Origin of the sequence: Halorhodospira abdelmalekii (genome assembly GCF_016583625.1) — a bacterium.
Taxonomy (GTDB): Bacteria; Pseudomonadota; Gammaproteobacteria; order Nitrococcales; family Halorhodospiraceae; genus Halorhodospira; species Halorhodospira abdelmalekii.
In genome coordinates this window covers 1-26451 of sequence record NZ_NRRN01000007.1, presented here as the reverse complement: position 1 = coordinate 26451, position 26451 = coordinate 1, and the positions used below count along the sequence as shown (strand labels likewise).

General features: G+C 63.8%; 18 protein-coding genes and 1 CRISPR repeat array. Of the genes, 3 read left to right on the top strand and 15 right to left on the bottom strand.

Annotation, left to right across the window (positions count from 1 at the left end):
- Positions 1-53 precede the first annotated feature (53 nt).
- From CKO15_RS02595 to cysC, 3 genes are read right to left on the bottom strand one after another with little or no spacing between them, the layout of a single operon-like run.
- Positions 54-776: a hypothetical protein gene (locus tag CKO15_RS02595; protein WP_200192211.1), complete on the bottom strand. Its 723-nt coding sequence runs from the start codon at positions 774-776 to the stop codon at positions 54-56.
- Between the two features lie 4 nt (positions 777-780).
- Positions 781-2631, bottom strand: coding sequence for a lipid A export permease/ATP-binding protein MsbA (msbA, locus tag CKO15_RS02590; RefSeq protein ID WP_200192209.1), 1851 nt, complete (start codon positions 2629-2631; stop codon positions 781-783).
- Positions 2628-3281: an adenylyl-sulfate kinase gene (gene cysC / locus CKO15_RS02585; protein ID WP_242464509.1), complete on the bottom strand. Its 654-nt coding sequence runs from the start codon at positions 3279-3281 to the stop codon at positions 2628-2630. Before cysC ends, msbA begins: the two co-directional genes overlap by 4 nt.
- Before the next feature lie 144 nt (positions 3282-3425).
- Here cysC and CKO15_RS02580 point away from each other — a divergent pair, with 144 nt between their 5' ends.
- Positions 3426-5192 (top strand): SLC13 family permease, encoded by a 1767-nt coding sequence (locus CKO15_RS02580; RefSeq protein WP_200192205.1) that lies wholly within the window; start codon positions 3426-3428, stop codon positions 5190-5192.
- 45 nt (positions 5193-5237) lie between these two features.
- On the opposite strand, the gene CKO15_RS02575 is transcribed toward CKO15_RS02580, so the two are convergent.
- Positions 5238-5480: a hypothetical protein gene (locus CKO15_RS02575; RefSeq protein ID WP_200192203.1), complete on the bottom strand. Its 243-nt coding sequence runs from the start codon at positions 5478-5480 to the stop codon at positions 5238-5240.
- A gap of 133 nt (positions 5481-5613) precedes the next feature.
- On the opposite strand from CKO15_RS02575, the gene cysD reads away from it, so the two are divergent.
- Together cysD and cysN are read left to right on the top strand one after the other, a co-directional pair.
- Complete coding sequence (gene cysD, locus CKO15_RS02570; RefSeq protein WP_207123804.1) at positions 5614-6528, top strand: sulfate adenylyltransferase subunit CysD; 915 nt, start codon at positions 5614-5616, stop codon at positions 6526-6528.
- Positions 6529-6530: 2 nt separating this feature from the next.
- Positions 6531-8453, top strand: a complete 1923-nt coding sequence (gene cysN / locus CKO15_RS02565; RefSeq protein WP_200192201.1) for a sulfate adenylyltransferase subunit CysN — start codon at positions 6531-6533, stop codon at positions 8451-8453.
- A 72-nt stretch (positions 8454-8525) separates the two neighbouring features.
- Here the strand turns inward: cysN and CKO15_RS02560 are convergent, their stop codons facing one another.
- From CKO15_RS02560 to CKO15_RS14645, 11 genes are all read right to left on the bottom strand, one after another.
- Positions 8526-10139 carry an ATP-binding protein gene (locus CKO15_RS02560; protein ID WP_200192199.1) on the bottom strand — a complete coding sequence of 538 codons (1614 nt, stop codon included), beginning with the start codon at positions 10137-10139 and terminating at the stop codon, positions 8526-8528.
- 164 nt (positions 10140-10303) lie between these two features.
- Positions 10304-13879: direct repeats of the CRISPR family, unit length 29 nt; unit sequence GGGCCTATCCCCGCGAGCGCGGGGGAACC.
- 49 nt (positions 13880-13928) lie between these two features.
- The gene (gene cas2e, locus CKO15_RS02555) at positions 13929-14237 is read right to left on the bottom strand and encodes a type I-E CRISPR-associated endoribonuclease Cas2e (RefSeq protein WP_200192197.1); all 309 of its coding nucleotides are present in this window, start codon (positions 14235-14237) and stop codon (positions 13929-13931) included.
- The gene (gene cas1e, locus CKO15_RS02550; protein ID WP_200192195.1) at positions 14209-15099 is read right to left on the bottom strand and encodes a type I-E CRISPR-associated endonuclease Cas1e; all 891 of its coding nucleotides are present in this window, start codon (positions 15097-15099) and stop codon (positions 14209-14211) included. The genes cas2e and cas1e overlap by 29 nt, the downstream gene beginning before the upstream one ends.
- Entirely contained in the window at positions 15093-15815 is a 723-nt protein-coding gene (gene cas6e / locus CKO15_RS02545; RefSeq protein ID WP_200192193.1) for a type I-E CRISPR-associated protein Cas6/Cse3/CasE, read from the bottom strand. The genes cas1e and cas6e overlap by 7 nt, the downstream gene beginning before the upstream one ends.
- Complete coding sequence (cas5e, locus tag CKO15_RS02540) at positions 15812-16567, bottom strand: type I-E CRISPR-associated protein Cas5/CasD (RefSeq protein WP_200192191.1); 756 nt, start codon at positions 16565-16567, stop codon at positions 15812-15814. Before cas5e ends, cas6e begins: the two co-directional genes overlap by 4 nt.
- Position 16568: 1 nt before the next feature.
- A complete protein-coding gene (cas7e, locus tag CKO15_RS02535) occupies positions 16569-17774 on the bottom strand; it encodes a type I-E CRISPR-associated protein Cas7/Cse4/CasC (protein WP_200192189.1) in 1206 nt (401 codons plus the stop codon).
- A 23-nt stretch (positions 17775-17797) separates the two neighbouring features.
- Positions 17798-18361: a type I-E CRISPR-associated protein Cse2/CasB gene (gene casB, locus CKO15_RS02530; protein ID WP_200192187.1), complete on the bottom strand. Its 564-nt coding sequence runs from the start codon at positions 18359-18361 to the stop codon at positions 17798-17800.
- Entirely contained in the window at positions 18348-19943 is a 1596-nt protein-coding gene (casA, locus tag CKO15_RS02525) for a type I-E CRISPR-associated protein Cse1/CasA (RefSeq protein ID WP_200192185.1), read from the bottom strand. The genes casB and casA overlap by 14 nt, the downstream gene beginning before the upstream one ends.
- A gap of 386 nt (positions 19944-20329) precedes the next feature.
- On the bottom strand, positions 20330-22942 hold the full coding sequence (gene cas3, locus CKO15_RS02520; RefSeq protein WP_200192300.1) for a CRISPR-associated helicase Cas3': 2613 nt from the start codon (positions 22940-22942) through the stop codon (positions 20330-20332).
- 224 nt (positions 22943-23166) lie between these two features.
- Positions 23167-24777: an AAA family ATPase gene (locus CKO15_RS02515; RefSeq protein ID WP_200192183.1), complete on the bottom strand. Its 1611-nt coding sequence runs from the start codon at positions 24775-24777 to the stop codon at positions 23167-23169.
- 1271 nt (positions 24778-26048) lie between these two features.
- Positions 26049-26423, bottom strand: a complete 375-nt coding sequence (locus CKO15_RS14645) for a zinc ribbon domain-containing protein (protein ID WP_420842109.1) — start codon at positions 26421-26423, stop codon at positions 26049-26051.
- Between the last annotated feature and the right edge of the window lie 28 nt (positions 26424-26451).

The window sequence follows — 26451 nt, the reverse complement described above, 5'->3', positions numbered from 1 at the left end:
AACGCCTTCACTGCGGTCTGTGCTGCGGCGTAAGAGGACGCTAGAGGACGCTGTTAGTCGAAGCGAATCTCCATGCGCAGCAAGTACTCCTGCGTCGCGTACTCTAGGCCACTGGAGCTGACCGAGGGGCTTGCCGCCGAACTTTCGACCTCCAAGACAAAGTTGTGCCACGGCATCCAGCCGCCCACCACCCCGAGAGTGATCTCCAGATCGCGGTTGCTGCTGGCCCCCTGCGGCCGCTGCGTTAAGCGCGAGAGCGCGGCCCGCGAGCCGATAAAGAGGCGATCCGGGGTGAACAGGTAGCGGGCACGGTAGTAGAGATCAGTGCGATGAAACTGAAGCTCTTGTCCCTGTTTACCGCGCATCGGGGTGTGGTTCTCAATGTGGCTGAGGCCGACCTCGAAATCCCAGTAGCGACCGCGGTCGTCGACCACAACAGCGCCGCGTCCGATGCTCAGGCGGTTGCCCTGGCCGCGGCGTTGTCCATCTTCCAGTCCGACGCTTGCGATACCGACCCCGACGCGCCAGTTCTCTTCCAGCACTTGGCTGTAGGTCGGTTCCGGCGTCGGTAGTGGTGTCGATTCTGGTTCCGGCTCTGCTGCCTTCCCCTGGGCCGCCCCAAGCGGGATACAGACTGCGAGCCATAGCAGTAGGGCAGCAGCGGTGTGGCGGGCAAGCTCTCTAGGGTGGGGGCACGGGGTGGTGCTTGGTACCACTGCGAGCATCAACCAATGGGGCCGCGCTTGCACCGCACCCGTTCCGCTACCTGAGCCCATAAGCCTAGCGCCTCTGTCCGGCGAACTGCATTTGATGGAGTGCGGCGAAGCGGCCGCCATGAGCGAGCAGTTCGCGGTGGGTGCCCTGTTCGACGATCTGGCCATCTTCAAGGAAGAGGATGCGATCAGCGTTCTCCACGGTCGAGAGTCGATGTGCGATGACTAAGCTGGTTCGTCCCTCCATCAGCCGTTCCAGGGCTGTCTGGATCGCTTGCTCCGATTCGGTATCGAGCGCCGAGGTCGCCTCGTCGAGGATCAGGATCGGGGCGTCTTTGAGTACAGCACGGGCAATAGCGAGGCGTTGCCGTTGCCCGCCAGAGAGTAAAACGCCATCCTCTCCGACCGGGGTATCAAAGCCTTGCGGTAGACTTTCGATGAGCTCTAAGGCATTGGCAGTGGCCGCTGCCTGTCGCAGCGCCTCTAGAGAGACCTCGTGTTCGCAGCCGTAGGCGATATTTCCGGCTACGGTCGTATTGAACAGCAACACGTCTTGACCGACGAGCGCGATCTGGCGACGCAAGTCGGCCATGCGGTAGTCGGTCAACGGTAGGCCGTCGAGGTGGAGGGCGCCGCTGCTCGGCTCGTAGAAGCGTGGCAGTAGATTGACTAAGGTGGTTTTGCCGCTACCGGAAGGCCCCGTAAGGGCGATGGTCTCCCCCGGGAGGATCTCCAGATCGATCTTGTGCAGCACTTCACGTTCGCCGTCGTAGGAGAAGCAGACGGAGCGAAATTCGATATGACCGGCAGCGCGAGTGAGTGAGCGGGTGCCGTGATCAGGCTCCGGTTCGGCATCAATGACCGAGAAGATACTGCGCGCCGCGGTCAATCCCTTTTGTAGGGTGGCGTTGAGCTTAACAAGATGTTTAAGAGGTTCATTGAGCATCGCCATGGCAGCGGCGAAGGCGGCGATCGTGCCGACCGAGATCGTCTCGACGATGGTATCGACCGTGATCAGCGCAATGACGAGCGCCATAGCGATGGCGACGATCAGACGCACCAACGGTACCGTGGCGTATTTGGTCGCGGAGAAGCGCATGAACTCTCGGCGGTTGCGCTCATTAAAGTGCTCGAAACGCTGCCGCTCCCGGTCGCTTTGACCGAAGAGCTTGATCTCCTGATGGGCGTGAACGCTCTCCTCGGCGATTGTGCCAACACCGCCGACAGCGCGGTGAATGCGTTTGCTGAGTTTCCGAAAGCGCTTGTTGATATAGGCGATCAGGCCGCCGACGATGGGTAGGATAAACGCCACGATCAGCATCAACCACGGCGAGAGGAAGAGCATGTAGCCGAGCAGCCCAATCACCCTTACAGCGTCCTTAAATAGGGTCAGGGTGCCCTCGGTGACGGCGTTTGCCGTCTGTTCGGCCTCATAAGTCAGCTTGGAGATCAACTGCCCGGAAGAGAGCTGATCGAAAGCCGAGTTGGGCATGATCAGCAGGCGATCGTGGACATCAAGGCGCAGCTGCTTAATCAGCCGCCTGCCGATCCAGTGGCTTAGATAATGGGCGAAGAAGAAGGCAATCCCCTGGAGCACCAACAAGAGCAAAAAGAGCAGCGCATAGAGGCGAATCGTAGCGGTATCGTGCTCGGCAAGCCCCCGGTCGAACAGGGGCTGAATGGCTGCCACGACACCGACCTGTGTGGCGCTAAAGAGCAGCATGGCCAGAATGGCGACCACACCGACGCGCCAGTGTGGCAGGACGTAGTCGCGGAAGAGGCGAATGAGTGTCGGCCAGGTGCGATCAGGGACTGGAGGCTGTGTTGCCGCCGGGGTGCCGGCCGCTGGTGCGGCAGCACCGTCTGCCGCTGCCACCGTTCTTCCTGCCGTTCCCGTGAAGTCCTCCCGCTGTCTCATCGCTCCGGGTGCTCCGGGTGCTCCGGGTGCTCCGGGTGCTCCAGGTGCTCCAGGTGCTCCAGGTGCTCCAGGTGCTCCAGCAACCGCGCCGTACAGCGCTCAAGCTCTTCGCGATCGGTATCGAGAGTCAGCGCCGCGGCGAGCGGCGGCTCGTACGGCTCATCCACTCCGGTCAGACCGCGCAGTTCACCGCGGCGGGCCCGCGCATAGAGGCCTTTAGGGTCGCGGGCGGCGCAGCTCTCCAGCGAGGCGCGCACGTAGACCTCAATGAAGCGCTCTTCGCCAATGAGGGTGCGGACCTGATCACGATCGCTGCGATACGGCGAGACCAAGGCGGCGATGACGATCAGTCCGGCTTCGGTGAAGAGCTTACAAACCTCACCGACGCGGCGAATGTTCTCGCTGCGCCCGCTCGGCGAAAGATCGAGGTCGCGGTTGAGGCCGTAGCGGAGATTGTCGCCATCGAGCAGGAAGGTGTGGCGACCACGCTGTAAGAGTGCCCACTCTAGGGCGTTGGCCAGGGTCGACTTGCCAGCACCGGAGAGCCCGGTCAACCAGATTACGCGCGGGGTCTGCCCTAAGGCGGAGGCGCGGGCCGCAGCAGTGACGTGCGTCTCATGCCAAAAAAACGAATCGGTCGTTGGAGTCAATTCTGATCGTCTCCCCCTTTGGGATCCTCTAAAACTTCCTACCATAACCCCAGTCTCGCTGATGTGCGAACCATGGGCGTAGTAGGCGTAGTACGATACACGCTCACACTCTCACTGATCACTATATCGGTACGGCGAACGTATATGCCCTGGGAAGCGTGGCTCACAGCGGTGGTTGTCCTGGCGATTTTGGCGCTGTTGATCGGCACCCGCGCCCCTCCTGATATGGTCTTCATCGCTGGAGTGACGGCGCTGTTGGTCGCTGGGGTGCTCAGCCCCGGCGAAGTCTTCGCCGGCCTGGCCAACCCGGGGGTGTTGACGGTCGCCGCACTCTACGTGGTGGTGGCCGGCATTCGCGAAACGGGCGGGGTGCAGTGGGTCAGTCAGCGCCTCCTCGGGCGGCCGCGCTCGCTCTTCGATGCCCAGCGCCGCTTGATGCTGCCGGTGGCGGGCTTTTCTGCCTTTCTCAATAACACCCCGGTGGTCGCCATGTTGATACCGGCGGTGAGCGACTGGGCGCGCAAGCATCAACTGGCCGAGTCGAAGCTGCTGTTGCCGCTTTCCTACGCCGCAATGCTCGGCGGAACCTGCACCTTGATTGGAACGAGCACCAACTTGGTCGTTAACGGCGCCATGGTAGAGCGCCTCGGCGAGGGGTTGATGCTCTTTGAGTTGGCGTGGGTTGGGGTGCCGGTCTTGTTGGTGGGGCTCGGGTTTATCTTCGTCACGAGCCGCTGGCTGCTGCCTGATCGCCGACCGGCGGTTGAGACCATTGATGACCCGCGTGAGTACACCGTCGAGATGCTTGTTGAGCACGACGGGCCGTTGGTCGGGCGCACCATCGAGGCGGCCGGACTGCGCCACCTGCCGGGCTGCTACTTGATGGAGATCGAACGGGCGGGCGATCTGCTGCCGGCAGTCTCGCCGCGCGAGAAGCTCTACGGCGGCGATCGGCTGGTCTTCGTCGGGATCGTCGATTCGGTGATCGAGCTGCAGCAGATTCGTGGACTGACCCCGGCGACCGAGCAGGTCTTTAAGCTCGATGGCCGGCGGGCCGAGCGGCGTCTGGTCGAAGTGGTGCTCGCCGAGACGGCGCCAGTGGTCAATCGGACGGTGCGCGATGGGCGGTTTCGGACCCGCTACAATGCCGTGGTCATCGCCGTAGCACGCAACGGCGAACGGGTCAGCGGCAAGATCGGTGATATCTCGCTGCGCCCCGGAGATACGCTGCTACTGGAGGCTGGCGAGGAGTTCGCCGAGCGGCAGCGCAACGTCCGCGATTTCCTCCTAGTGCGCGGTATCGAGGGGGCGGCGGCGCCGCGCCACGATCGCGCCTGGTTGGCGTTGAGCATCCTGGGCGGCATGTTGCTAACTGTAGGCCTCGGTTGGCTGTCGATGCTGGAAGGGGCGTTATTGGCCGGTGCGGCCATGATCGTCGGGCGTTGCATGACGGCGAACACCGCGCGTCACGCCGTCGACTGGTCGGTGATCTTGACCATCGCAGCGGCGTTTGGGATCGGTGCCGCGATGGAGCAGAGCGGCTTGGCGCACTCCATCGCCGGGGCGCTGCTCGGCTTAGCGGGCAACAGTCCGTGGTTGAACTTGGCGGTGATCTACTTCATCACGGCACTCTTCACCGCGCTGATCACCAACAACGCCGCGGCACTGCTGATGCTGCCGATCGCGGCCTCGGTGGCGGGTGATCTCGGGGCTAGCCTGATTCCCTTCGCGGTTGCCATCATGATGGCGGCGTCGGCGAGCTTCGCCACACCGATGGGCTATCAGACCAACCTGATGGTCTACGGCCCCGGTGGCTACCACTTCGTCGACTATCTGCGCGCCGGCCTGCCCCTGAACATCGTTACCGGAGTTCTAGCCTTGGTGCTGATCCCGTGGATCTGGGGGTTTTAGCCGGGCCTGTGAACTCGCGGCGGTCGGAGGCGGGTAAAGATGGCCTCAGCGCTGGGCAAGCAGCGCCCGGGCGGCAGCGCGGATGTCGTCCTCTTCAATCCCGAGTTCGCGAATCTCCTCCTTGACTCGCTGCTGCTTCCGCTCGGGCGGAACTGGTGCAAGCAGCAGCCTGCCTTTGTGCGTCAGCACGACCTCAAAGTAGTCGATGTTCGAGTAGCGACCGGCAATCTCCGGTGGCAGCTGGACCTCGTTCCAATCCGTCTTGCGTGCGAGCATCTTGTGGCTCATGGCGGCGGTGCCCCTCTGCGTGACCAAACGCGGACCGTTTCGATTCTAGCAGCATCCCGGCACAACTCGTACAATTGATCGGAATCACGGGTGGCGCCGCCGCGCGGCGAGTCATACAGGGAGCCACGCTACCATGCAAATCAGTGCAGCCAAACTGACCCACCTCAAAGAGCTTGAGGCCGAGAGCATCTACATCATCCGCGAGGTGGCGGCCGAGTTTGAAAACCCGGTCATGCTCTACTCGATCGGTAAAGACTCATCGGTGATGCTGCGCCTGGCCCTCAAGGCGTTCTCCCCCGGAAAGCCGCCCTTCCCGCTGCTGCACGTCGATACAACGTGGAAGTTTCGCGAGATGATCGAGTTTCGCGAGCGCACGGCGCGCGAGGTCGGAATGGAGCTGATCGTTCACATCAATCAGGAGGGGGTCGAGCAGGGGGTCTCGCCCTTTACCCACGGCTCGCGGGTGCATACCGATGTGATGAAGACGCAGGCGCTCAAGCAGGCGATGGAGCGCTATCGGTTCGATGCCGCCTTTGGTGGGGCGCGGCGGGATGAGGAGAAATCGCGCGCGAAGGAGCGTGTCTACTCGTTTCGTGATCGCCACCACCGCTGGGACCCGAAGGGGCAGCGCCCCGAGCTCTGGAGCCTCTACAACGGCCGTGTGCACAAGGGCGAGAGCATGCGGATCTTCCCGCTGTCGAACTGGACCGAGCTCGATATCTGGCAGTACATCTACCTAGAAGGGATCCCGATCGTGCCGCTCTACTTCGCCGCTGAGCGCCCGGTGGTGGAGCGGGACGGTACCCTGATCATGGTCGACGATGAGCGCATGCCGCTCGACGACGGCGAGTCACCGCGGCTTGAGCAAGTGCGCTTTCGGACACTCGGTTGCTACCCGCTGACCGGGGCGGTCCGGTCTAATGCGGTTACGCTCCCGCAGATCATTCAAGAGATGCTGCTGACGCGGACCTCCGAGCGGCAGGGCCGCGTAATCGACCACGACGCCGCCGGCTCCATGGAAGAGAAGAAGAAAGAGGGGTACTTCTAGCGATGTCACACGCCTCCACGCTGATCGAGAGCGATATCGAGTCCTACCTCAAGCAGCACGAGCACAAAGATCTGCTGCGCTTTATCACCTGCGGCTCGGTCGATGATGGCAAGAGTACCTTTATCGGTCGTCTGCTCCACGACTCCGCCCTCGTCTACGAGGATCAACTCGCCGCCGTGCGGCGGGATTCGACCCGCTACGGCACCACCGGCGATGAGATCGATCTGGCACTGCTCGTCGACGGCTTGCAATCGGAGCGCGAACAGGGCATCACCATCGATGTCGCCTACCGTTACTTCTCCACCGAGCGGCGCAAGTTCATCATCGCCGACACCCCCGGCCACGAGCAGTACACCCGCAACATGGCGACCGGGGCCTCGACCGCACAGCTGGCGGTGATCTTGGTCGATGCGCGCAACGGCGTGCAGGTGCAGACGCGTCGGCACAGCTACATCTGCTCGTTGCTCGGCATTCGCCACATGCTGTTGGCGGTCAACAAGATGGACCTGGTGGACTGGGACGAGGCGACCTACGAGGCGATTCGCACCGAATACACGACCTTCGCCAATCGTCTCGGCATCCCGCACGTGCGCTGCGTGCCGCTCTCGGCGCTGCAGGGGGATAACGTCGTGCGCCCGAGTGAGCGCATGCCTTGGTACGACGGCCCTACCTTGATGGAGCTGCTCGAGACCGTCGAGGTCAAGGCGGAGCGGAATTTGCGCGACCTGCGCCTCCCGGTGCAGACCGTACTGCGCCCGCGTCACGACTTCCGCGGTTTCGCCGGGACCTTGGCGGCTGGGGTGGCCCGTCCAGGTGATCCGGTGGTGGTCTTGCCGCGGGGGCAGCGCAGTCACATCGCCCGGATCGTGACCTACGAGGGCGATCTGCAGCAGGCCTTTCCGCCGCAGGCGGTGACGCTGACCTTGAGCGATGAGATCGACATCTCGCGCGGTGATCTGCTCTGCGATCCGCAGCACCCGGCGACCGTCGCCGACGCCGTCGATGCCCGATTGGTCTGGATGGCCGAGCGGCCGCTGCAGCCCGGGCGGCGCTACGACGTCAAACTGGCTACGACTACGCTCCCGGCGGTCGTCGAGCGGGTCTACCACCGCATCGACGTCAACAGCCTTGAGCACCACCCGACCGAGACCTTGGCGCTGAATGAGATCGGTCTGTGTCGCGTGCAGTTTACCGCCCCGGTCGCCTTCGACCCGTATGAAGAGATCCCCGGTACGGGCGCTTTTATCGTCATCGATCGGATGAGCCACCATACGGTCGGGGCCGGAATGATCACCCGGGCGGCGACTGAGCGTGCCGGCGCCGATACCGAGGTCCCGCGCCGTCAGCCCCTGCTCAGCAAGGCGCAGCGGGCGGCGCAAAAGGGGCAGCGCCCCTGCGTGGTCTGGCTGACCGGGCTGTCGGGCTCCGGCAAGTCGACGCTGGCCAACGCCCTAGAGCAAGCCCTCTTTCGGCAGGGCTACCACAGCTACCTGATCGACGCCGGCAACGTGCGGCACGGTTTAAGCCACGATCTCGATTTCAGTCGCGACGCCCGCGCCGAGAACGTTCGCCGCATCGCCGAGACGGCGACGATGTTCGTCGATGCCGGCCTGATTGTCGTCTGCGCCGCCCTCTCGCCCTATCGCGACGATCGCGCCATGGTGCGTGAGCGCCTTGAGCCCGGCGAATTCATCGAAGTCCACGTCGATGCCCCCCTGGCGCTGTGCCAGCAGCGCGACTCCGACGGGATCTACGCGCGTGCTGCCGCCGGCGAGATCAGCGGACTCCCCGGGATCGACATCGAGTACGAGGCGCCCGAGCACCCCGAGGTCCACATCGACACCGCACACCAAGGGGTCGAGGAGTCGGTTGAGGCAATCCTGCGCGTACTGCGGGCCAAAGGAGGCCTAGAGCAGTTCGATTAGGTGTGTTGTGTAGTGCGCCCGGGGACAGATTTGACATCTGTCCCCAATCGGTCGTCGCCGATTCTTATTTCGCTACACCCCCCAGGTGGTGATGCGCCACTCGCCGTACTGCTCCTCCTCCTGCCAGATCTTCTCCTCCCAGCTCACCTCGGGGCGGCGGTCGAAGAGCACTAAGTGGGCCTCGTCGGCCCCGACCCGGTCGGCGTAGTCGGCGGTCTGCTCGAGCCCCTTAGCCACCGTCGCCGCCCGGCTCTGGTGCTGGATCTTCAGCTCAATCACGACCCGCTGCAGCGGGCCGTTAAAGCCCTGCGCCTCGTCGAGCGGCCACTCGATCAGCAGATCGGTGCGCTTGCGTCCGAGGCCGTACTCGCGGCTGAGACGGCCACCGCCATTGACAATGCGCTGTAGGAAGGCCTGCATGAGCAGCTGCGGCCCCGCTTCTTTATAGGCAAACCGCTCCAGCCAGCTCTCGGCGTGCTCGCGAAAGAACTGCTGGAAGGCGGCCAGCAGCTTCGCCATGTCGAGGCGGTGCTCAGCGGTGATGTACCACGCCGGCTCCTCGACCATCGTCGCCTGCGTCGTCCACGTCAGATCGCGCGGGATCACCTCTTGGTAGATGCGGTTGCTGATGCGGAGCATCGGGGTGCGTTCAATCAGGCCAAGATCTTCGACGTACTGTAAGTCATCGACTGGCAGCCGCTGCGCGCTCTCCTCGCTTGCCAGCAGCAGCTTGATCACTCGGCAGACGCGCGGCTCGCGCAGCTTGTCGGTGAGTTGGTCGAGGTGGGTCGCCCGCGACTGGATCAGCTGCTCGCGAGCGGCGCGGTACGCCTCCAGAGTCAGCAGCTGTGAGCGGTCGCGGGCAGATTTAGTCTCCCATGTGAGTTCGTAGCCCAGCGCATTCACCAGCCACGGCTGACCTCGGGTATCTTCCCATAGCTCGGGAAAGATGGCGGGATCGAACGGCTGCCCGGTCGCCTCGCTGTGCTGCCGCCACAGCGCCTCGCACTCCGCTTGGGAAAAGTTACCCATTCGCAGCGACTTGGCCTTGATGTTGAAGGCGCTACCGCCGGTAATCACTTCAGCGCCCTCTTGGTGCATCCGGTAGTCGCGGACATCACGCACCCCGCACAGCACAATCGACTGCGGGAAGGCCTCGGGGCGCTGAGCGTAGCCGGCGCGGATCTGGCGCAGCAGCGAGATCAGGGTGTCGCCGACTAAGGCATCGACCTCGTCAAGAAAGAGGACGGTGGGGCGGTCGCTTGTCTCCGCCCACCGGGCCAGCAGGCTTGAGAGTAGATGGTGCGGTGCCACCTCACGGCGTATCTCGCGATACCAAACCCTGAGTGCTGCCACCTCCACGCTCCGCGCAATACCGTCGATCAGTGCATCGCAAATCGCCGGCATCCCTTTCGTCTCATCCCCCCGGGCCGCCTGCGCCCCCTCGATGTTGGCGTAGGCGCAGACGTAGCGCCCCTGCTCGTTGAGCGCCTTCATCATCGCCAGCAGTGTGGTCGTCTTGCCGGTCTGGCGCGGGGCGTGGAGAACGAAGTAGCGCTCTTGGTCGATCAGCCGCTGGATCTCGTCCCAATCGACCCGCTCCAATGGGTTGATGTAGTAGTGATTCTCCGGTTTGGTCGGACCGGCGTTGTTAAAGAAGCGCTCTATGGTTCGCGCGGGCATCATAGGACTCCGTACAGCTAGCGGCTGGGTTCATCAACGGTGTTTGTCAATCTAGCATGAGCCGGGAGGAGCGGGAGGAGAGCGCTGAACCTGTTACCAGGCGAGGAAAGAGGAAAAGCACAGAGGAAAAGTGCCTGTCCCCAGTCCGTGAAGTGGCTCCGTGTCGGGGGCCTATCTCCGCGGGTGCGGGGGAAACGTTTCGACGGTGCTGATTGCATCGTCCACTGTGGGCCTATCCTCGCAGGCGCGGGGGAAACAGGTCGACATTAGTGGTGACCGCGTCAACCGAGGGCCTATCCCCGCAGGCGCGGGGGAAACGGGGTAAGTGGATGCTGAAAAGGGCCATCGTAGGGCCTATCCCCGCGAGCGCGGGGGAACCGCCCAAGGGCAGGCTGCCAGCGCACGCGGAAGGGGCCTATCCCCGCGAGCGCGGGGGAACCCCCATTGCGTCTACCTCTTATCGAACGTGAATGGGCCTATCCCCGCGAGCGCGGGGGAACCCGGGGTGATATTCATGATGCGGCCCTCTCTTGAGGCCTATCCCCGCGAGCGCGGGGGAACCATTGCCGGCGGCGGCGGCGGGTGCGATAGAAACGGCCTATCCCCGCGAGCGCGGGGGAACCGCACCCTTCTTTGCTGCGGTGATCGCGCGGTATGGCCTATCCCCGCGAGCGCGGGGGAACCGCGATCAAGATGGCCGGCGATTTTGATGCGCAGGGCCTATCCCCGCGAGCGCGGGGGAACCCGTCGGTGCCGACCGCCGCTCCCAGAGCAGGTAGGCCTATCCCCGCGAGCGCGGGGGAACCCGTGTCGCCATGAGCGCGGCAACCGATCTGAGGGGCCTATCCCCGCGAGCGCGGGGGAACCGAAAATGACCGCCGGAGGGGGGCGCCAAGGGGGGGCCTATCCCCGCGAGCGCGGGGGAACCGTATCAGCCGAGGCGATTCTGGGCCGCACGCGGGGCCTATCCCCGCGAGCGCGGGGGAACCACCACGGCGGCGCTGAGACCTGGTGCGAGCAAGGGCCTATCCCCGCGAGCGCGGGGGAACCCCGTGAGTGCGCCTGCCGTGCCTCAGATCGCCGGGCCTATCCCCGCGAGCGCGGGGGAACCACACACCAGTCGCGAACGGTGTTTTGCGGTACGCCGAGCTGGGCCTATCCCCGCGAGCGCGGGGGAACCTTTGCTGCGTGCGCGTGGAGCGGCCGCCATTAGGGCCTATCCCCGCGAGCGCGGGGGAACCAAATGCGTCGACCGCGGCGAGCGGGTTCGTGCGGGCCTATCCCCGCGAGCGCGGGGGAACCTCGGAAAGTCGGGAGGCTCATTCGGCCTTCGGAGGCCTATCCCCGCGAGCGCGGGGGAACCCGCACCGTCGATGTCGCTCGCTGCGCCGCTCTCGGGCCTATCCCCGCGAGCGCGGGGGAACCTTGCACAGCTTGAGCGTCTCGGCGATGAATCGCGGCCTATCCCCGCGAGCGCGGGGGAACCCAGTTCAAGAAGGGGAATGTGCCGCAGACATGGGGCCTATCCCCGCGAGCGCGGGGGAACCCAGAGAAGACGCAGATCGAGTACCGCCGACAGCGGCCTATCCCCGCGAGCGCGGGGGAACCGGCATGAGCAAATGGGACAAACGCGGCATCGAGGGCCTATCCCCGCGAGCGCGGGGGAACCTTGCTGATGTCATTGCTAGGATAGGCCATAAGGGGCCTATCCCCGCGAGCGCGGGGGAACCGGCAAGATCGGCTTCAATCTCTTCGATGGCCTGGGCCTATCCCCGCGAGCGCGGGGGAACCTGCAGACTCGCGTAGTCAGATCGGAAGTGCGGGGGCCTATCCCCGCGAGCGCGGGGGAACCTCATCCTTCGCTTTGGCCGACTCTTGCGCGTACGGCCTATCCCCGCGAGCGCGGGGGAACCGAAGTGTTGAGCGTCCAGCCCACTCGGACTCTGGGCCTATCCCCGCGAGCGCGGGGGAACCGCGCGGCGCTCGTCTTTCGTCATCACGCAGGAGGGCCTATCCCCGCGAGCGCGGGGGAACCTCACGCTGCGCCTTCACGAGAGCGGGCACGATGGGCCTATCCCCGCGAGCGCGGGGGAACCAGGTATGGGCCGGTGCCGCCGAAGGGCTCCGACGGCCTATCCCCGCGAGCGCGGGGGAACCAGAGAGGATTGGCTGCCCGGACAGCCGCGCGAGGGCCTATCCCCGCGAGCGCGGGGGAACCGAGCTCTACCGAATCCAGATGGAACAAGGGCTGGGCCTATCCCCGCGAGCGCGGGGGAACCCTGGCACAGTCCAGCGCCGGGATTGACAGCCCGGGCCTATCCCCGCGAGCGCGGGGGAACCTCTACAGCCGGCGGATGTGGACGCGGTGAGCGAGGCCTATCCCCGCGAGCGCGGGGGAACCCCTAACGTGGCTGAGTATCAGCCTACGCTGGAGGGCCTATCCCCGCGAGCGCGGGGGAACCCGGCTCAAACCGCATCGCCAATCAGGTGATCGCGGCCTATCCCCGCGAGCGCGGGGGAACCTTCATGCGCAGCAACTCCGCTCGAGATGTCCGCGGCCTATCCCCGCGAGCGCGGGGGAACCGGGTGGGTGGAAACTGCGGACCTGGGTCCGCAGGGCCTATCCCCGCGAGCGCGGGGGAACCACCACGGCGGCGCTGAGGCCTGGTGCAAGCGAGGGCCTATCCCCGCGAGCGCGGGGGAACCCCCAAAAGCGAGCCGAAAGCGCCCGCAAGAAGGGGCCTATCCCCGCGAGCGCGGGGGAACCTCGCCACCGCGACAACCGCAGTGAGCGATCCTGGGCCTATCCCCGCGAGCGCGGGGGAACCATGAGATTGAGCCCTGTGCAACGGATAACCAAGGGCCTATCCCCGCGAGCGCGGGGGAACCCACAGGCTTAACCTCCCGTGCGCCCCACGGTAGGGCCTATCCCCGCGAGCGCGGGGGAACCTTTTTCAGCACGGTAAGCTGCTTGGCTGTGTCGGGCCTATCCCCGCGAGCGCGGGGGAACCGTGAACAGAAAAATAACGCTTTTGATCGGCTTGGGCCTATCCCCGCGAGCGCGGGGGAACCATGGGTTAGGACACCTTGGGATGCGCGCGCCAGGGCCTATCCCCGCGAGCGCGGGGGAACCCATAGGCGACGGCAACGGCCTCGGGTGATTCGGGGCCTATCCCCGCGAGCGCGGGGGAACCATCGTGCGAGGCATCCGCAACGTGACCGTCATGGGCCTATCCCCGCGAGCGCGGGGGAACCGGGCTGAACCTTGACCCGCGGGATGATCAGGATGGCCTATCCCCGCGAGCGCGGGGGAACCGATCGCTGGGCGGACAGGATTAGCCAAGTCGAGGGCCTATCCCCGCGAGCGCGGGGGAACCTGATTGCGACGGTGCGACTCAGATCAGCCATTGGGCCTATCCCCGCGAGCGCGGGGGAACCCGAGCGCCCGGCCACCCGTGTCGATGACGATGGGGCCTATCCCCGCGAGCGCGGGGGAACCGGAGGCGAACTTCTTGCTATCGGTGGTGGTGAGGGCCTATCCCCGCGAGCGCGGGGGAACCACCCGGTTAAGCTGAATCTGGTGTCTCTTGTAGGGCCTATCCCCGCGAGCGCGGGGGAACCGAGAACAACGACGAGCCCGACATGCCGCTGCAGGGCCTATCCCCGCGAGCGCGGGGGAACCGGAGGCGAACTTCTTGCTATCGGTGGTGGTGAGGGCCTATCCCCGCGAGCGCGGGGGAACCCCTTGTGGTTAAGGCCATCACCTACAAGGGAAAAGTGAACAATCGATTGTTAAAGATCAGGTGAGAGGGGCTTCTTTACCAGCCACAATCCATCCACATCGACGAGCTCACGCGGGGGCGTGCCAAGTGTGGCAATTCCAATACCACCTGTAGCGTTTGCATCGCGCCACACCATCACCACGCTTCCACTAGGTTCGGTCTGATGCCAATGCGACAGAACAGTCCAAGTACGCGAACGAACACCTTGGCTCATCCTCGGCGAGATATAGACAGCAGGGGCAACTTCCAGCATGATCGACCCTAGGTAGCCGCGATATCGATCCGCTACATCACGTGTCACGATCATGACCAGCGGCATGGGCTTCCTCCATTCGAATCACATGCTTGATGCGGTCGATCATTGTAGGGATAACGTCCTGCTTGCGGAATACTTGGGCGGCCTCGCGTCGGACCAGCCGATCGATCGTCTGCCCATCGGTTTCGGCTCGCTTGGCGACAGTGAAGGCGATTTGCAACGTCACTGTGTCGCGGAACAGGTCTGCAATATCGAGGACGAAGGCTTGCCCCGAATCCTCGTGAATAAAGCCCAGCTGAGGGATCGCTCCTACGGCCTGTACAGCAATGACGGCGGCTGCTTGCACGGCGGTGGCGGCGTGATTGATGGCCTGATTGGGAAGGTCTGCCGCGCTGGGATCGTTGCGGTCGTAGTGACGCCCTTTCCACTCAATCTTGTAGCGCTGCGCCATTAGCTTATAAGTTGCCTTGACCCGGGAGCCCTCAATCCCTCTCAGGGTGTCTAGGTCGCGATGCGGTAGCACTTCACCGAGTCGCAGCGCATACATTTTGCGTGCTACGCTGATACGCCGCCGCGGATTCCCCCAGAGCTCCGCCTGTCGGCGTGCAATGTCAGAGCGGTCTGGCAGCAGTGGCGGTGCGGTGTAGCAGCGGACACCGTCTGCGCCGACAGCGGCCATCAGGGTACCGTGACGCGCCAGAAGACGCAGCGCGTCGTGCGTCACGGTACTGCCCGGGCCAAGTAGAATCATTGAAACGCTTTGATGCGGGACTTGGACTGAGTAGGGTGTAGGGGAGTCCTTGCCCTGAAAAAAGTGCAGACACCCATCAATCACGCACAGCTCGCCGCGCTCAAACCAGATCAACCCATGGCGATCCGCATGTGGCATCCGCGAGTGTTCAAGGCCCAAGCGTCCTTTTAGCATGCGCGCACCGGTCTGAGCAGTAGCATTCCAAAACCAAATGCACGGTGTCGGCCGATACCCCGCGAGAGCAGACCGCTGAAAGCTTCGCCATCGCGAACCCGAAGCTGGCCTTTGAAGATTGCGTCCGGTCCCGAGACCACCCGGCGCTTGCGCTGACCCTCGGCATCAGGACCCGTGCGCCGAATTACGCGGCTGAGGCGAAATGCTGTAAGACCCACCTGTATCAACTCCGCCGCCTGTGGATTGGCCATACGCGCGCGTAGCCACTCGGCGTACAGTGTCTCGCGCTGAAGGCGCGTATCCGGTTCTGAACGTGTTTCAACCGCATGCAAAAAGAGATCGCGCTCGCGCCCATCCTTGGTACGCAGCACCGGACGCACCCGAACCTCGAAGCTCAACTCTTGCCCGGTGCGCCAAGTACTCGGAAATGCCCGCGCCGCGAAATGGTCGAGGCCTAAGGCTTGTGCTACATCCGGTGTGGCCAGCGCCGCCTGCTCGCGTAGGCGTTCCGGTGGCTGATCAGAGTAGGCCAGCAGCCCTTGGCGCGCATCCAGATAGCGAAACGGGGTGGGTGCGAGTTCGCCAAAGGCTGCCGCCAGCAGCGCATGTAGGGCATAGCCAAAATCACCATCGGGAGAGAGCAGGCGATGCCGGGTCGCCCAAGTAGCGAGCGCCTGTCCATCTGGGGCGCAATGCAGCAACGACAGTGTGTTCATATCGTGCTCCCCTCCCTCGGCAGTCGCCCTTCGCGAACCCCTCGCCAGCCGCCATGCACACCGCTGCTCCACCGTCTCTCGTCGCACAGCTCAAGGAGCCGATCTCCCGGCAAGGTGCCCTCGCCATCGGGCCACTGCAGGAGCACATGAGGCTCCTCCGGGTATACCTCTCCGGGGTTGGGTCCAGCTTGGAGTGCCTCTGAGGGGCTAGGTGCGGCTTGGAGCGCCGCCAGAACGCTCTCCCCCGGCTGCCAGCCGGCAAAGAGACGCGCACTGGGTAAGCAGGGCTTGCGCCCAAGAAAAAGCGGGCGGGCAGGGCGGTCGAGTGCGGCCGCCAGCTCGTCGAGCGTCGGCGCTTCGTCGGTCGGTTCCAGACGCAGCGCGATCAGCACCGCTCGATCAGCGTGGTAGTCGCGAAAACGCCGGTGCGGGCTGTCATAGGTGGCGGCACCGCCGGCGCGCTCTTCGGGTTGCCCCCAAGTCGTCCAGCCTTTGTCCTCTTTTGCCAAGCGAGCGTTTTGATTGTCTTGGATCCGCCGCCCCGGGCGGTCAATGCGCGCCCCCAGTACCAGCCGTTCCTGGAGTCGATCATGCCGGGCGCTCTCTTCACGCCCCCAACCGAGCGCGTTAGCCAGTAAACCCACAACCATCGACAGTGCCGGAAACTCGCGAATGACCCCAAAGTTGTCGATGGTCTCTCCGCCGAACGCCATCAGCGGCGCTTGTAGCTGCAGTAGCAGGTGACGCGTCATCTCAGCAGGCTCCCGCTTTGATGCCGTCCGCTGTCCAACTCGCCAGTGCGCCCAGATCAAGACGCTCAGCTTGGGGAATGTTCACCGCATCGAGTGACATGAATCGACGCGCCAAGCTCGCCCCGTAGGCGGCATCCAGCTGGCCGATCTCTTCGCCGAGGCGCTGCACAGCGCGCTGGCGCAAGGGCGTAGTCTCACTTCCAGAGGTCACTGTGGGCAATGCGTCGTGAAAGGCGCCGGCTAGGCTGCGTGGCTGCCAGTCGCCGGCCTCCACCAGGAGGAACGATGCCCAATCGAACGGAGCGGTCGAGCCGCGCTTGGCCCCGGGGCTGACGGTAGCGATCAGATGCAGCAGATGCTCGACCACCTGAGCGGCCAGTGCCCGCTGCTCCGGGGAGGTCTCAGCAGCAAAGCAATTCTCCCGCTCAATCGCCTCTAGATTCTCGACCAGTTGCGGAACATCGACCACCACGTAACCGTAATACAGCCCGGAGGCCAGTTCGGTGTCGAAGATTCCCGCTGAACCCAGCTCTCCGCTTTCTTGGAGCAGATCATCGACGACGGTGAAATAGTCGTTCTCGACTTGGGCGGCATGCACGGTGAAGGCATGCGCGACATAGACGGCGGCATCCCGACCGGCCAGCACATCGGAGGTGACCATCCGCCCGAACAGGGCCGATTCCAGACCGGAACCGAGCTTAAGGGCCTCAATATTCTTCTTCTCGGCTTTGAGCATCTTGGCCACCGCAGCGCGGAGCGCCTTCTCTTCCGGGGCCTCGCTGGCCAATTCGCCACAGCGACGTACCAAGTAATCAATCTCAGCGTATCCCATCAGCACCGCTTGGCCGGTCTTGAGCGCCTCTTCGCCTTTCTTGTCTTTGCCTGCTTTATCGACCAGTCCGCCATCGCGCAGCGCCTCCGCTGCCGCTAGGGCCAGCGCCTCAGTAGTGCCAGCCTCGACCAGCCGCTTACGGATCAGCTCTAGGGTGCCGCGCGAGCGCACCGCCATCGGCACTTGGAGCTCCGACAGGGCGAAGCGATCCTCGGCAGTGCGCCAATGTCGCTTCAAGCATTGCGAAGAGATTCGGGTGCGTGTGGCATTGCCCAGCGGCAAACGCTTGGCTAACCCAGCATCATCGCGATTGATCAGCGCGGCGGGATAGCTGTGCAGGGTGTGAATCTGGATAAAACGCGGTTGATGGGGCATGGGTCGGCTTCCTAGTGGGTGGTTCAAGCGGCAGGCTCGGCGGCTGATTTCTCGGCGGCAGAGAAGTAACGTGCGGCGATGCGCATCCGAATTTCTTCGGCTTTCTTCTCGTTGCGGCTTTCATGGCGAATCAGCTCGCCGAGCTCATACCAGTTCGGGGCGACCTCGCGAGAGGCGAGCAGGCGCAGTAGACGCGGCAACAGCTGACGGAAGGCCAGACCCCGTGCGGTCAAGAGTTTGGTAACGCGGGACTCGGAGACGCCGGCGGCATGCAGCTGCACGCCTAAGGCGCCCTTGCCCTGTCCGGTGAGCGCCATACCATGCGCGATCAGTGCCCAGCGCCGCCAACACTCCGGCCCCCAGTGCTCTGGTTCGAGACCAGCCTGCACCACCGCCCGCGCCAGTGCGGCGATTTGGTGCGGGCGCAGCTCGCCCTCGGGGTCCAGACGGGCTAAGGCGGCACGCTCGCCTTTGCCTAGACCGTGGAGATCGCCCTCGAAGCGCGCGGCCTGGCCGATCACGTGGGCGAGCCTGCCGATGGCGGATGATTCCGGCTTTGAATCGGCGGTGGCGTCAGAGGTGGACATCGGGGCTCTCCTGGGGGTTCTGTTGGGTTTTGTAGTGGTGCGCCAGGGTCGGTAAGGTCTTGGGGCTGCGCAGTCCGCCGTGCAGCCGACGCAGCGCGGCGGTGCGGGCACGATAGCGCTGCTCACCACTGCGCGGCCCGGTTTCAAAGGCGTCGATTAGGATAGCCTCAGCGCGATCAACCATTTCGAGGTACCACTGCAGGCGAATCGCTTCGTGGTCCTCGGCCTCGACCTCGTCGTTCAGCCCTAGTGCGCCATCAAAAAAGCGGCGGTCTTCATCCTGTTCGAAGCGCTTGCTGAACAGATTGGCTTTGTCTTTGGCGCTGTCGCTGAACTTCTCCTTTGCCTCGCCGTTTTCAAACAGCGTAGCCAGCGCCGTCCAAAGGACGCCGCGAATCTTGCTGATGGCGGAGACCCGTTCGGCGGCGATCTTAGCTAAGGTGTCGGTCTGCTGTTCGCTCATGAAGCGTCGTACCTTCGGCGACAGCGGAATGCGTCGCTCGTGGTAGCCCTCGGTCTTGCCCTGACCGCGTGTGACCCCCTGGGCGAGCACCACAATGCCTTGCTGGCCGTCTTCGGCAGCCAAGGCTTGCGCAATCGACGGTCGGTACTTTTGTTTATTAAAGAGCAAATCAGCGGCCAGCTTATAATCGAAGCCCTTGGCAGTGATCGTCAGTGCCTTGCCGGCGCTGAGGTCGATCGGCATCCACGGATCGCCAGTGATCCCGTTGCGGCTCTTGGACTCAATGCGTGCTACCTTGCTGCCAGTCGCCAAAGCTACCAAGCCCGAGGGCGTAGCCGTCAGGCGGACACGCCGACAGATTTCGATGTAGAAGGGGTCGAGCGCGGAGAAGGCGAGACTTTCGTTGCCGCTCCAAGGCGACAGCCAGACTAAAGCGATGCCGCCTTGATCGCGCAACTCCATGACGCGGACGATTTCCGCGCGCGAATCAAGCAGACGGCTGAGGTCGCGCGCCCAGCGCCGCCCCCAGCCACCTAGTGGAACCGCACCCAGCGCGGGGCGGCTGGCAAAGCCACCATTCATCCGCGAGATGCCGTAATTTCCCGCACCAAGAAAACCCTCCTGTGTTTGCAGACTAATCAGCGCAAAGAGCCAGTCCTCGGGTGCCGCCTGTCGCATGCGTGCAGCTTTCAGGTCGTGGTTCTTCGAGGTCACCAGCATGTCCAGCTCATCGGGCGCCTGTAGCTGGTTTTTCCACGCCGTCAAGCTCCCCTCGGGTACTGGCGCCTGCAACAGAGCTGGGCGATCCGGCGGAGACACCAGACACCAAGCCGCTCCGTCGGGATCCTCCGGCGTCAGCGCCAGCAGTGCGGCTTTCCATTCGGCGGCATCGCTAAAGGGTTGACGGTGGCCGGCTTGATGCAGGGCGATGGCAGCCAACTGCACCAGAAAGGCGTGCCAAGGGTGGCGCTGGTGTGGCCGTAACGCAGGAAAATCGAGAACTCGGTCCTCGCTGAGTGCAGCAAAGAGGGCCGGTAAGGTAAAGAGCATATGTGAGCGATCACTGGCCAAGCGAGCACCGACAAGGGGTTCATCAAGCATCGAGAGACTTAACGGCATGCTCTGCATCCTGCAATGTTGAAAACATCTCACGTTTAGAGATTTTGTATGCCGATGAAGCTAGGCAATCTCCTTGCTGCTGTCAAGTCCGAGCTTCCCCCCGTGATCGACCGCTTGTATATGAAGAGTGATGTCAAGCATGCGCGCCCCCTGGCTCTCCTGATCGGCAGGTAGGCAAAAAGTCGCAGCCGAGAAGAGCGCTCTGCACGCCAGCAAGTCCCCGCTAGCGCGGGGGAAAAAATTGTCTTTGCTAGGACAGCAAACACCTCACGGGCCTATCCCCGCAGGGCTGCGGGGGAAAAGAGAGCGTTGCTGGTCGAGAGAGCGCCCTAGAATCCTGACAGCGTTCAGGGAGCTTACGGAAGGTAGCAGAGACGGGAAGCCGATCAAACTTTTTCTAGCCCAACCCGGCCATAACGGAAATGTGTTCCGCCCAGTTCGAATTGCACAGCACCCTCTGTCAGCGTCACCCCCGTTGGTTGTGTCTCCGGATCGATCCCCGCGACCAGAAAGTGCCGCACCGGCAGGTGCAGCAGTGGCTCGCCAAAGGGGCCGGGCGGTGCGGGGTCGAAGGTCAACAGACGATCACGCTCGCCTAGACGGGTGGCGATGTCTAGGTCGGTTGGGAAGGCAGGGTGTTCGTCAAAGGGCTTCTCGAAGTCCAAGACGTGCAGATGCGCTATGGTACGCTGCGCGCCGGTGTTGCCCTCAATGAGTTGACCGAGCGCGCACCACTCTGTTCCCTGTGCCTCGATCTCCCGCAGGCGCTCCTCATGGGTTGCCCCCTCAACCAGTCGGCGATTGTCGGCGGGTATGCTTGGTGTAGGGTGTTCGACGATCAGGCGGCGCGTGGCCTCAATAACGCGCAGATCGGGATAAATACCGTCGCCATCTTTTCTGAAGGGTCCTAGCCCGTGGCGGGATTGTTTCAGCAGTGGAGTCAAGTCATGCTCAGGTGGCGTCAGCACCCAGGCTTGGGGATGTCGGTACGCTTCAGGTCGTTGCGCCGGGTTGCGTGGGTGGCGGTGTAGGCGCCCAATGCGCTGCAGCAGTATGTCCATCGGGCAGAGATCGGTGATTAGCAGATCGGCATCTAAATCCAAGCTCTGTTCCAGCGTTTGGGTGCCGATCACAATCCGCGGCCCACGCGGGCGCTCGCGCCCCAACTGCGCTTGGATCGCTGCATCCAAAAGCGGGCGATCCTCGCGGCTGAAGCGGCTGTGGTGGAGCGTGCTCACCCCATTGACGCAAAAGAGCCAGTCGGGCTCAGGCTCCAGTGCCTCCACGGCTTGAAACACGGCTCGCGCCGCCGGCACCGTATTGCGCACGATGAGCACCTTTGCCCCGGTTGCCGCAGCCTCCAACGCTAAGTGCGCAATGCGCTCAGGGTCGTCGATGGCGTCGAGCAGCGTCCATGACAGGTTTTTGGGCGGCATGGTTGAGGCTAGGCCGTGTAGCTTCGACCCGTCACAGAAAGCCGGGTAAGGCAGGGCGCAGGCGGTAGCGAAGTCAGGCGGCGCGAAGGGTCCATCCGCACACAACGCCCGATACCGCTCCCGTGCTCGCGAACCCAAGGTTGCCGACAGCAGCAGCGCCTGTCCGCCGCTACCAAGGTGCATCTGCAACAACCGCTCCAGCAGTACCGTCATGTATGGGTCTGAGGCGTGCACTTCATCAACCACTAGCAGACTGCGCGCTAGCAGCGCGTGGCGCAGATGGGCGTGACGCACCTGCAGCGCCGCCAGCAGTGCTTGGTCAATGGTGCCAACCGCGAGCGGTGCAGCCAGAAACCGCTTAGTCGATTCCGCCGCCCAGCGGCGATGGGCCTGCGCATCCTCCGGCTCATCTGGCCAGAGCACCCGGAAATCGGGCAGCGCTCGAGGTTCATGGCCATCGGCGCTGGCATAGCCGGGCAGTGCGCGAACCGTCAGCGGCGGATCACCGGGCCAGAGACGGTCTACTGCGATCCGCAAGCGCTCGTAGAGTTGAGAGGCGGAGACGCGCGTCGGTAGGGCGAAATAGAGGCTATCGACCGCACCTTGAGCGAACAGCTGTGCGAAGCGCCACAGCGCTGCCTCGGTCTTGCCGCTGCCGGTCTCCGATTCCAGAATCACCAGCGGCCCCAGCACCACATCCCCCATCGCGGCCTGGTTCGGGTAGGGCGGGTTGTCGAATATCGCAGCAAACGCCGGCGGCTCGCGCGTAATCGGGGCGCGTGCCGCTTCGGCATCCAGCCCTAGAGCGTGCACGGCCCGTTCGGCACATGCTGGAGCGGTGGTAGCGCGCACCTCACCGGGGAGGGAGAACGGGAAAAATCGGGTATCGGAGCCGAGCCAGTCAGCCAGTTGCACTAGGCCGGCGAAGAGATGGCCGAACGGCGCGGCAGTGGGCAGCGGTTCTCCGCCACTGGCGACGGCGAGCGGAAAGAGATCGCGCGCCGCTTGGCCGATCTGCGCCAGCACCGGTTGCGGGTCGTAGCGTACCCCGCCGTCAGATCCGCACACGGGTCGCCAGATGGCGCGCACCCAATCGTGCGAGTCCTCAATAATCGGGCGACCGTGATGGCTGATGCTGGCCTTGAGCAACGGCTCTACGGCTTCGCCCCAGGTCATGATTTCGTCAACGGGCAACGTTGACACCAGCGCCTGCAGGAAAGGCTCATTCTCGAACAGCCGCATCGCCTCGCGGCCGTGTCCGGTGGGGTGCGGCCAACCGGTGGGTGTCTGCTCCGCCAGCCAGCGTTTGGCCTGAAAGCCGCTGCTGGCTTTGCCGAGATCGTGCAGAAACACCAGCACAGCCAGTCGCTCCAAGTCCTGAGCGCTCAAGCGGCGACCGGCGGTGCGCTCGAGCGCTCGGCGGATGCCGCGACACTGGCACAGGCGCACGAAACAAAACGCTACGTCAATGAGGTGATCGAGCAGCGGATGCCAAGCTTGGATCTGCCCGCTGGAGTCTCGTTCTAGTTTTCCGAACGCAGCCGACTGTGAAAAGGTGTACATCTCTGATTCCTCCACTACGTCTCCTAACCGCGCGCGGGCGGGGAGCTTGTGCATGAGCGATCCTCAGAGCAGTCGCCGCAAGCGCAACATGGGGGAACTGCGGCACGGGCGTGAGGGCACGAGCGTGAGGACAGTCAGCTTCTGCTTGCACGCAGCTAAACAGCGCTGCCCTGATGCCGCATATTCACCGGCATAATCTGCTCCCCCATTGTTTCAATACGCCACTACGCCCCCCAAGTGGTGATGCGCCACCCGCCGTACTGCTCCTCCCCCTGCCAGATCTTCTCCTCCCAGCTCACCTCGGGGCGGCGGTCGAAGAGCACCAAGTGGGCCTCGTCGGCCCCGACCCGGTCGGCGTAGTCGGCGGTCTGCTCCAGCCCCTTAGCCACCGTCGCCGTCCGGCCCTGGTGCTGGATCTTCAGCTCAATGACGACCCGCTGCAGCGGGCCGTTAAAGCCCTGCGCCTCGTCGAGCGGCCACTCGATCAGCAGATCGGTGCGCTTGCGTCCGAGGCCGTACTCGCGGCTGAGACGGCCACCGCCATTGACAATGCGCTGTAGGAAGGCCTGCATGAGCAGCTGCGGCCCCGCTTCTTTATAGGCAAACCGCTCCAGCCAGCTCTCGGCGTGCTCGCGAAAGAACTGCTGGAAGGCGGCCAGCAGCTTCGCCATGTCGAGGCGGTGCTCAGCGGTGATGTACCACGCCGGCTCCTCGACCATCGTCGCCTGCGTCGTCCACGTCAGATCGCGCGGGATCACCTCTTGGTAGATGCGGTTGCTGATGCGCAGCGTTGGGGTGCGTTCAATCAGGCCAAGATCTTCGACGTACTGTAAGTCATCGACTGGCAGCCGCTGCGCGCTCTCCTCGCTCGCCAGCAGCAGCTTGATCACCCGGCAGACGCGTGGCTCGCGCAGCTTGTCGGTGAGTTGGTCGAGGTGGGTCGCCCGCGACTGGATCAACCGCTCACGGGCGGCGCGGTACGCCTCCAGAGTCAGCAGCTGTGAGCGGTCGCGGGCCGGCTTGTGGCGCCACGTCAGCTCATAGCCCAGCGCATTGACCAGCCACGGCTGACCGCGGGTATCTTCCCATAGCTCGGGAAAGATGGCGGGATCGAACGGCTGCCCGGTCGCCTCGCTGTGCTGCCGCCACAGCGCCTCGCACTCCGCTTGGGAAAAGTTGCCCATCCGCAGCGACTCGGCCTTGATGTTGAAGGCGCTGCCGCCGGTGATCACCTCACTTCCCTCTTGGTGCATCCGGTAGTCGCGGACGTCACGGACCCCGCACAGCACAATCGACTGCGGGAAGGCTTCGGGGCGCTGCGCGTAGCCGGCGCGGATCTGGCGCAGCAGCGAGATCAGGGTATCGCCGACTAAGGCATCGACCTCGTCGAGGAAGAGAACGGTAGGGCGATCATTTTGCTTGCTCCACAACCGCAGCATCTGAGTGAGCTGATCCTGCGGCTCTCCAGAACGCCCCTCACTGCGCCACCAGGCAGTCATTCGAGGGTCGCCTGCGTAGTCTTCGATGCTGCGGGCGATGACGCTACAAGCCGCCGGAATCCCCTTCGTCTCATCCCCCCGGGCCGCCTGCGCCCCCTCGATGTTGGCGTAGGCGCAGACGTAGTGCCCCTGCTCGTTGAGCGTCTTCATCATCGCCAGCAGTGTGGTCGTCTTGCCGGTCTGGCGCGGGGCGTGGAGTACGAAGTAGCGCTTCTGATCGATCAACCGCTGAATCTCGTCCCAATCGACCCTCGCCAGTGGATCGATGTGATAGTGATCCTCCGGTTTGGTCGGACCGGCGTTGTTAAAGAAGCGCTCAATGGTTCGCGCGGGCATCACAAGACTCCGTACAGCTAGCGACTGGGTTCATCAACGGTGTTCATCAACGGTGTTCATCAACGGTGTTTGTCAATCTAGCATGAGCCGCGAGGAGAGCGTTCGTGAGTTTGGTGACAGATTTCAAATCTGTCCCTAAGCGGTCTGAGTCCGTTCGAGGAAAACAGGAACAGTGCCCGGCCAGGAAAAAGGGGAGGAAAAAGAGGAAAAAGTGCCTGTCCCCAGTCCGCTTCTCAGTCCGCTCTCCCAGTCCGCTGCTATGGCTTAACGGGCAGATAAGAGAAAGGGGGGCGGATCTAAGCCCACCCCCCACGCTACTGTACTCCGGTATCGCGGTACTGCACTGCATTCGTGCCGTGACTTCGGCCTTTCCATGGCCGTTTGGACCTTCCATGGCAGCTGGCCTTTCCGTGGCCGTTTGCCATCCTTGGCGTTCAGGCCCTCCATGGCCATCTGGGCCTTCCGTGGCCGTTTGCCATCCTTGACGTTCAGGCCCTCCATGGCCATCTGGGCCTTCCGTGGCCGTTTGCCATCCTTGGCGTTCAGGCCCTCCATGGCCATCTGGGCCTTCCGTAGCCGTTTGCCATCCTTGGCGTTCAGGCCCTCCGTGGCCGTCTGGGCCTTCCTTGGCGGCTCAGTCCTTCCTTGGCCATTCCAACCTTCCCTGGCCTTGTCCCTGGCCTTGTCCCTGGCCTTGTCCCTGTCTGTCGGCTCCCCGCTGCAGCCGGCTTCCGTGCCGTAGGCTTCCTTGCCCTTGAACTAGCCGTGCCCGCTACCTCCATGTAGCGTTGCTGGCTGTTGCGCACTCCGGCGCTTGTTGCTGCTGCAGTGGGGTGGCTTCCATGCCCCGAATGCAAGTGCGAGGTTACGCGCACACCCGGGTGTTGCCTATAGGGAAAGTTCCTGAATTGAAGTGGGAAAATTCTGAATCTGGCGTATTTTTGGTTTCTTTCAGAGTTACTAGCGGCAAATCAAAACCCCACCGCTGGCAGCGCCTGCAGCAGCGCCGCCTTCAGTTCCGCTTGCGCCCCTGGTTCGCCGTGTACCAGACGCACCTCTCTTGGGGGCATGGACCAGGTTGCGCAGCTCCGCGGAGCTGTCCTGCACGAGTAGCGCTTCTCGGTCTCTCGGTCTCTCGGTCTCTCGGCCTGCGACTGCTACGGAGCCAGCGGTGATGGGCTACGCCTCGAGCATCGCCGAGCGCCACGGCTGGATGCGGATCCCCCGCTGCTCACGCGCCTCGCTGCCGGCATGAACTACTCCCGCCAAGCTTACGCTATGGCGTGAGTTTCGCGCTTCGACGGGAGTGCCGATTCATCCAGAGGATGACCCGGTCTGACCTCCCTCCACGCATCGGCCGGTTCCCGACCGGATAAACTCCGCTCCAGCCAAGCCAACAGCACCCGAGCGGCGTTCTCGTCCCGTGAACAGGACGCGCCGCAAGGGCAGCTGTGCCAGCGCTGGCTGAGCGGTTTCTTCTCCTGCTGCCCGCAGGCGTGGCAGGTCTGTGAGGGCTTGATCTGCCGCGTCGGGGCCTCCACCGCCCAAGCACCGCCGGGTAGCAGGGAACCATCGCTGGTTCCCCGCCCCCTCAGAACCGTGCGTGCGAGTTTCCCCGCACACGGCTCAAGCAGGCTGCAAGGCATCCATTTGTCTCCTGTCTTTGGCATGTAT

Bases quoted from the DNA above. Each gene is read 5' to 3' on its own strand.
- CKO15_RS02575 (WP_200192203.1), bottom strand. From the start codon at position 5,480: ATGAGCCACAAGATGCTCGCACGCAAGACGGATTGGAACGAGGTCCAG.
- cas1e (WP_200192195.1), bottom strand. From the start codon at position 15,099: ATGCTAAAAGGACGCTTGGGCCTTGAACACTCGCGGATGCCACATGCG.
- CKO15_RS02560 (WP_200192199.1), bottom strand. From the start codon at position 10,139: ATGATGCCCGCGCGAACCATAGAGCGCTTCTTTAACAACGCCGGTCCG.
- casA (WP_200192185.1), bottom strand. From the start codon at position 19,943: ATGCCGTTAAGTCTCTCGATGCTTGATGAACCCCTTGTCGGTGCTCGC.
- cas7e (WP_200192189.1), bottom strand. From the start codon at position 17,774: ATGCCCCATCAACCGCGTTTTATCCAGATTCACACCCTGCACAGCTAT.
- msbA (WP_200192209.1), bottom strand. From the start codon at position 2,631: ATGAGACAGCGGGAGGACTTCACGGGAACGGCAGGAAGAACGGTGGCA.
- casB (WP_200192187.1), bottom strand. From the start codon at position 18,361: ATGTCCACCTCTGACGCCACCGCCGATTCAAAGCCGGAATCATCCGCC.
- CKO15_RS02580 (WP_200192205.1), top strand. From the start codon at position 3,426: ATGCCCTGGGAAGCGTGGCTCACAGCGGTGGTTGTCCTGGCGATTTTG.
- cysN (WP_200192201.1), top strand. From the start codon at position 6,531: ATGTCACACGCCTCCACGCTGATCGAGAGCGATATCGAGTCCTACCTC.
- CKO15_RS14645 (WP_420842109.1), bottom strand. From the start codon at position 26,423: ATGCCTTGCAGCCTGCTTGAGCCGTGTGCGGGGAAACTCGCACGCACG.
- CKO15_RS02515 (WP_200192183.1), bottom strand. From the start codon at position 24,777: ATGCCCGCGCGAACCATTGAGCGCTTCTTTAACAACGCCGGTCCGACC.
- cas6e (WP_200192193.1), bottom strand. From the start codon at position 15,815: ATGAACACACTGTCGTTGCTGCATTGCGCCCCAGATGGACAGGCGCTC.
- cas3 (WP_200192300.1), bottom strand. From the start codon at position 22,942: ATGTACACCTTTTCACAGTCGGCTGCGTTCGGAAAACTAGAACGAGAC.
- cas2e (WP_200192197.1), bottom strand. From the start codon at position 14,237: ATGCCGCTGGTCATGATCGTGACACGTGATGTAGCGGATCGATATCGC.
- cas5e (WP_200192191.1), bottom strand. From the start codon at position 16,567: ATGACGCGTCACCTGCTACTGCAGCTACAAGCGCCGCTGATGGCGTTC.
- cysD (WP_207123804.1), top strand. From the start codon at position 5,614: ATGCAAATCAGTGCAGCCAAACTGACCCACCTCAAAGAGCTTGAGGCC.
- CKO15_RS02595 (WP_200192211.1), bottom strand. From the start codon at position 776: ATGGGCTCAGGTAGCGGAACGGGTGCGGTGCAAGCGCGGCCCCATTGG.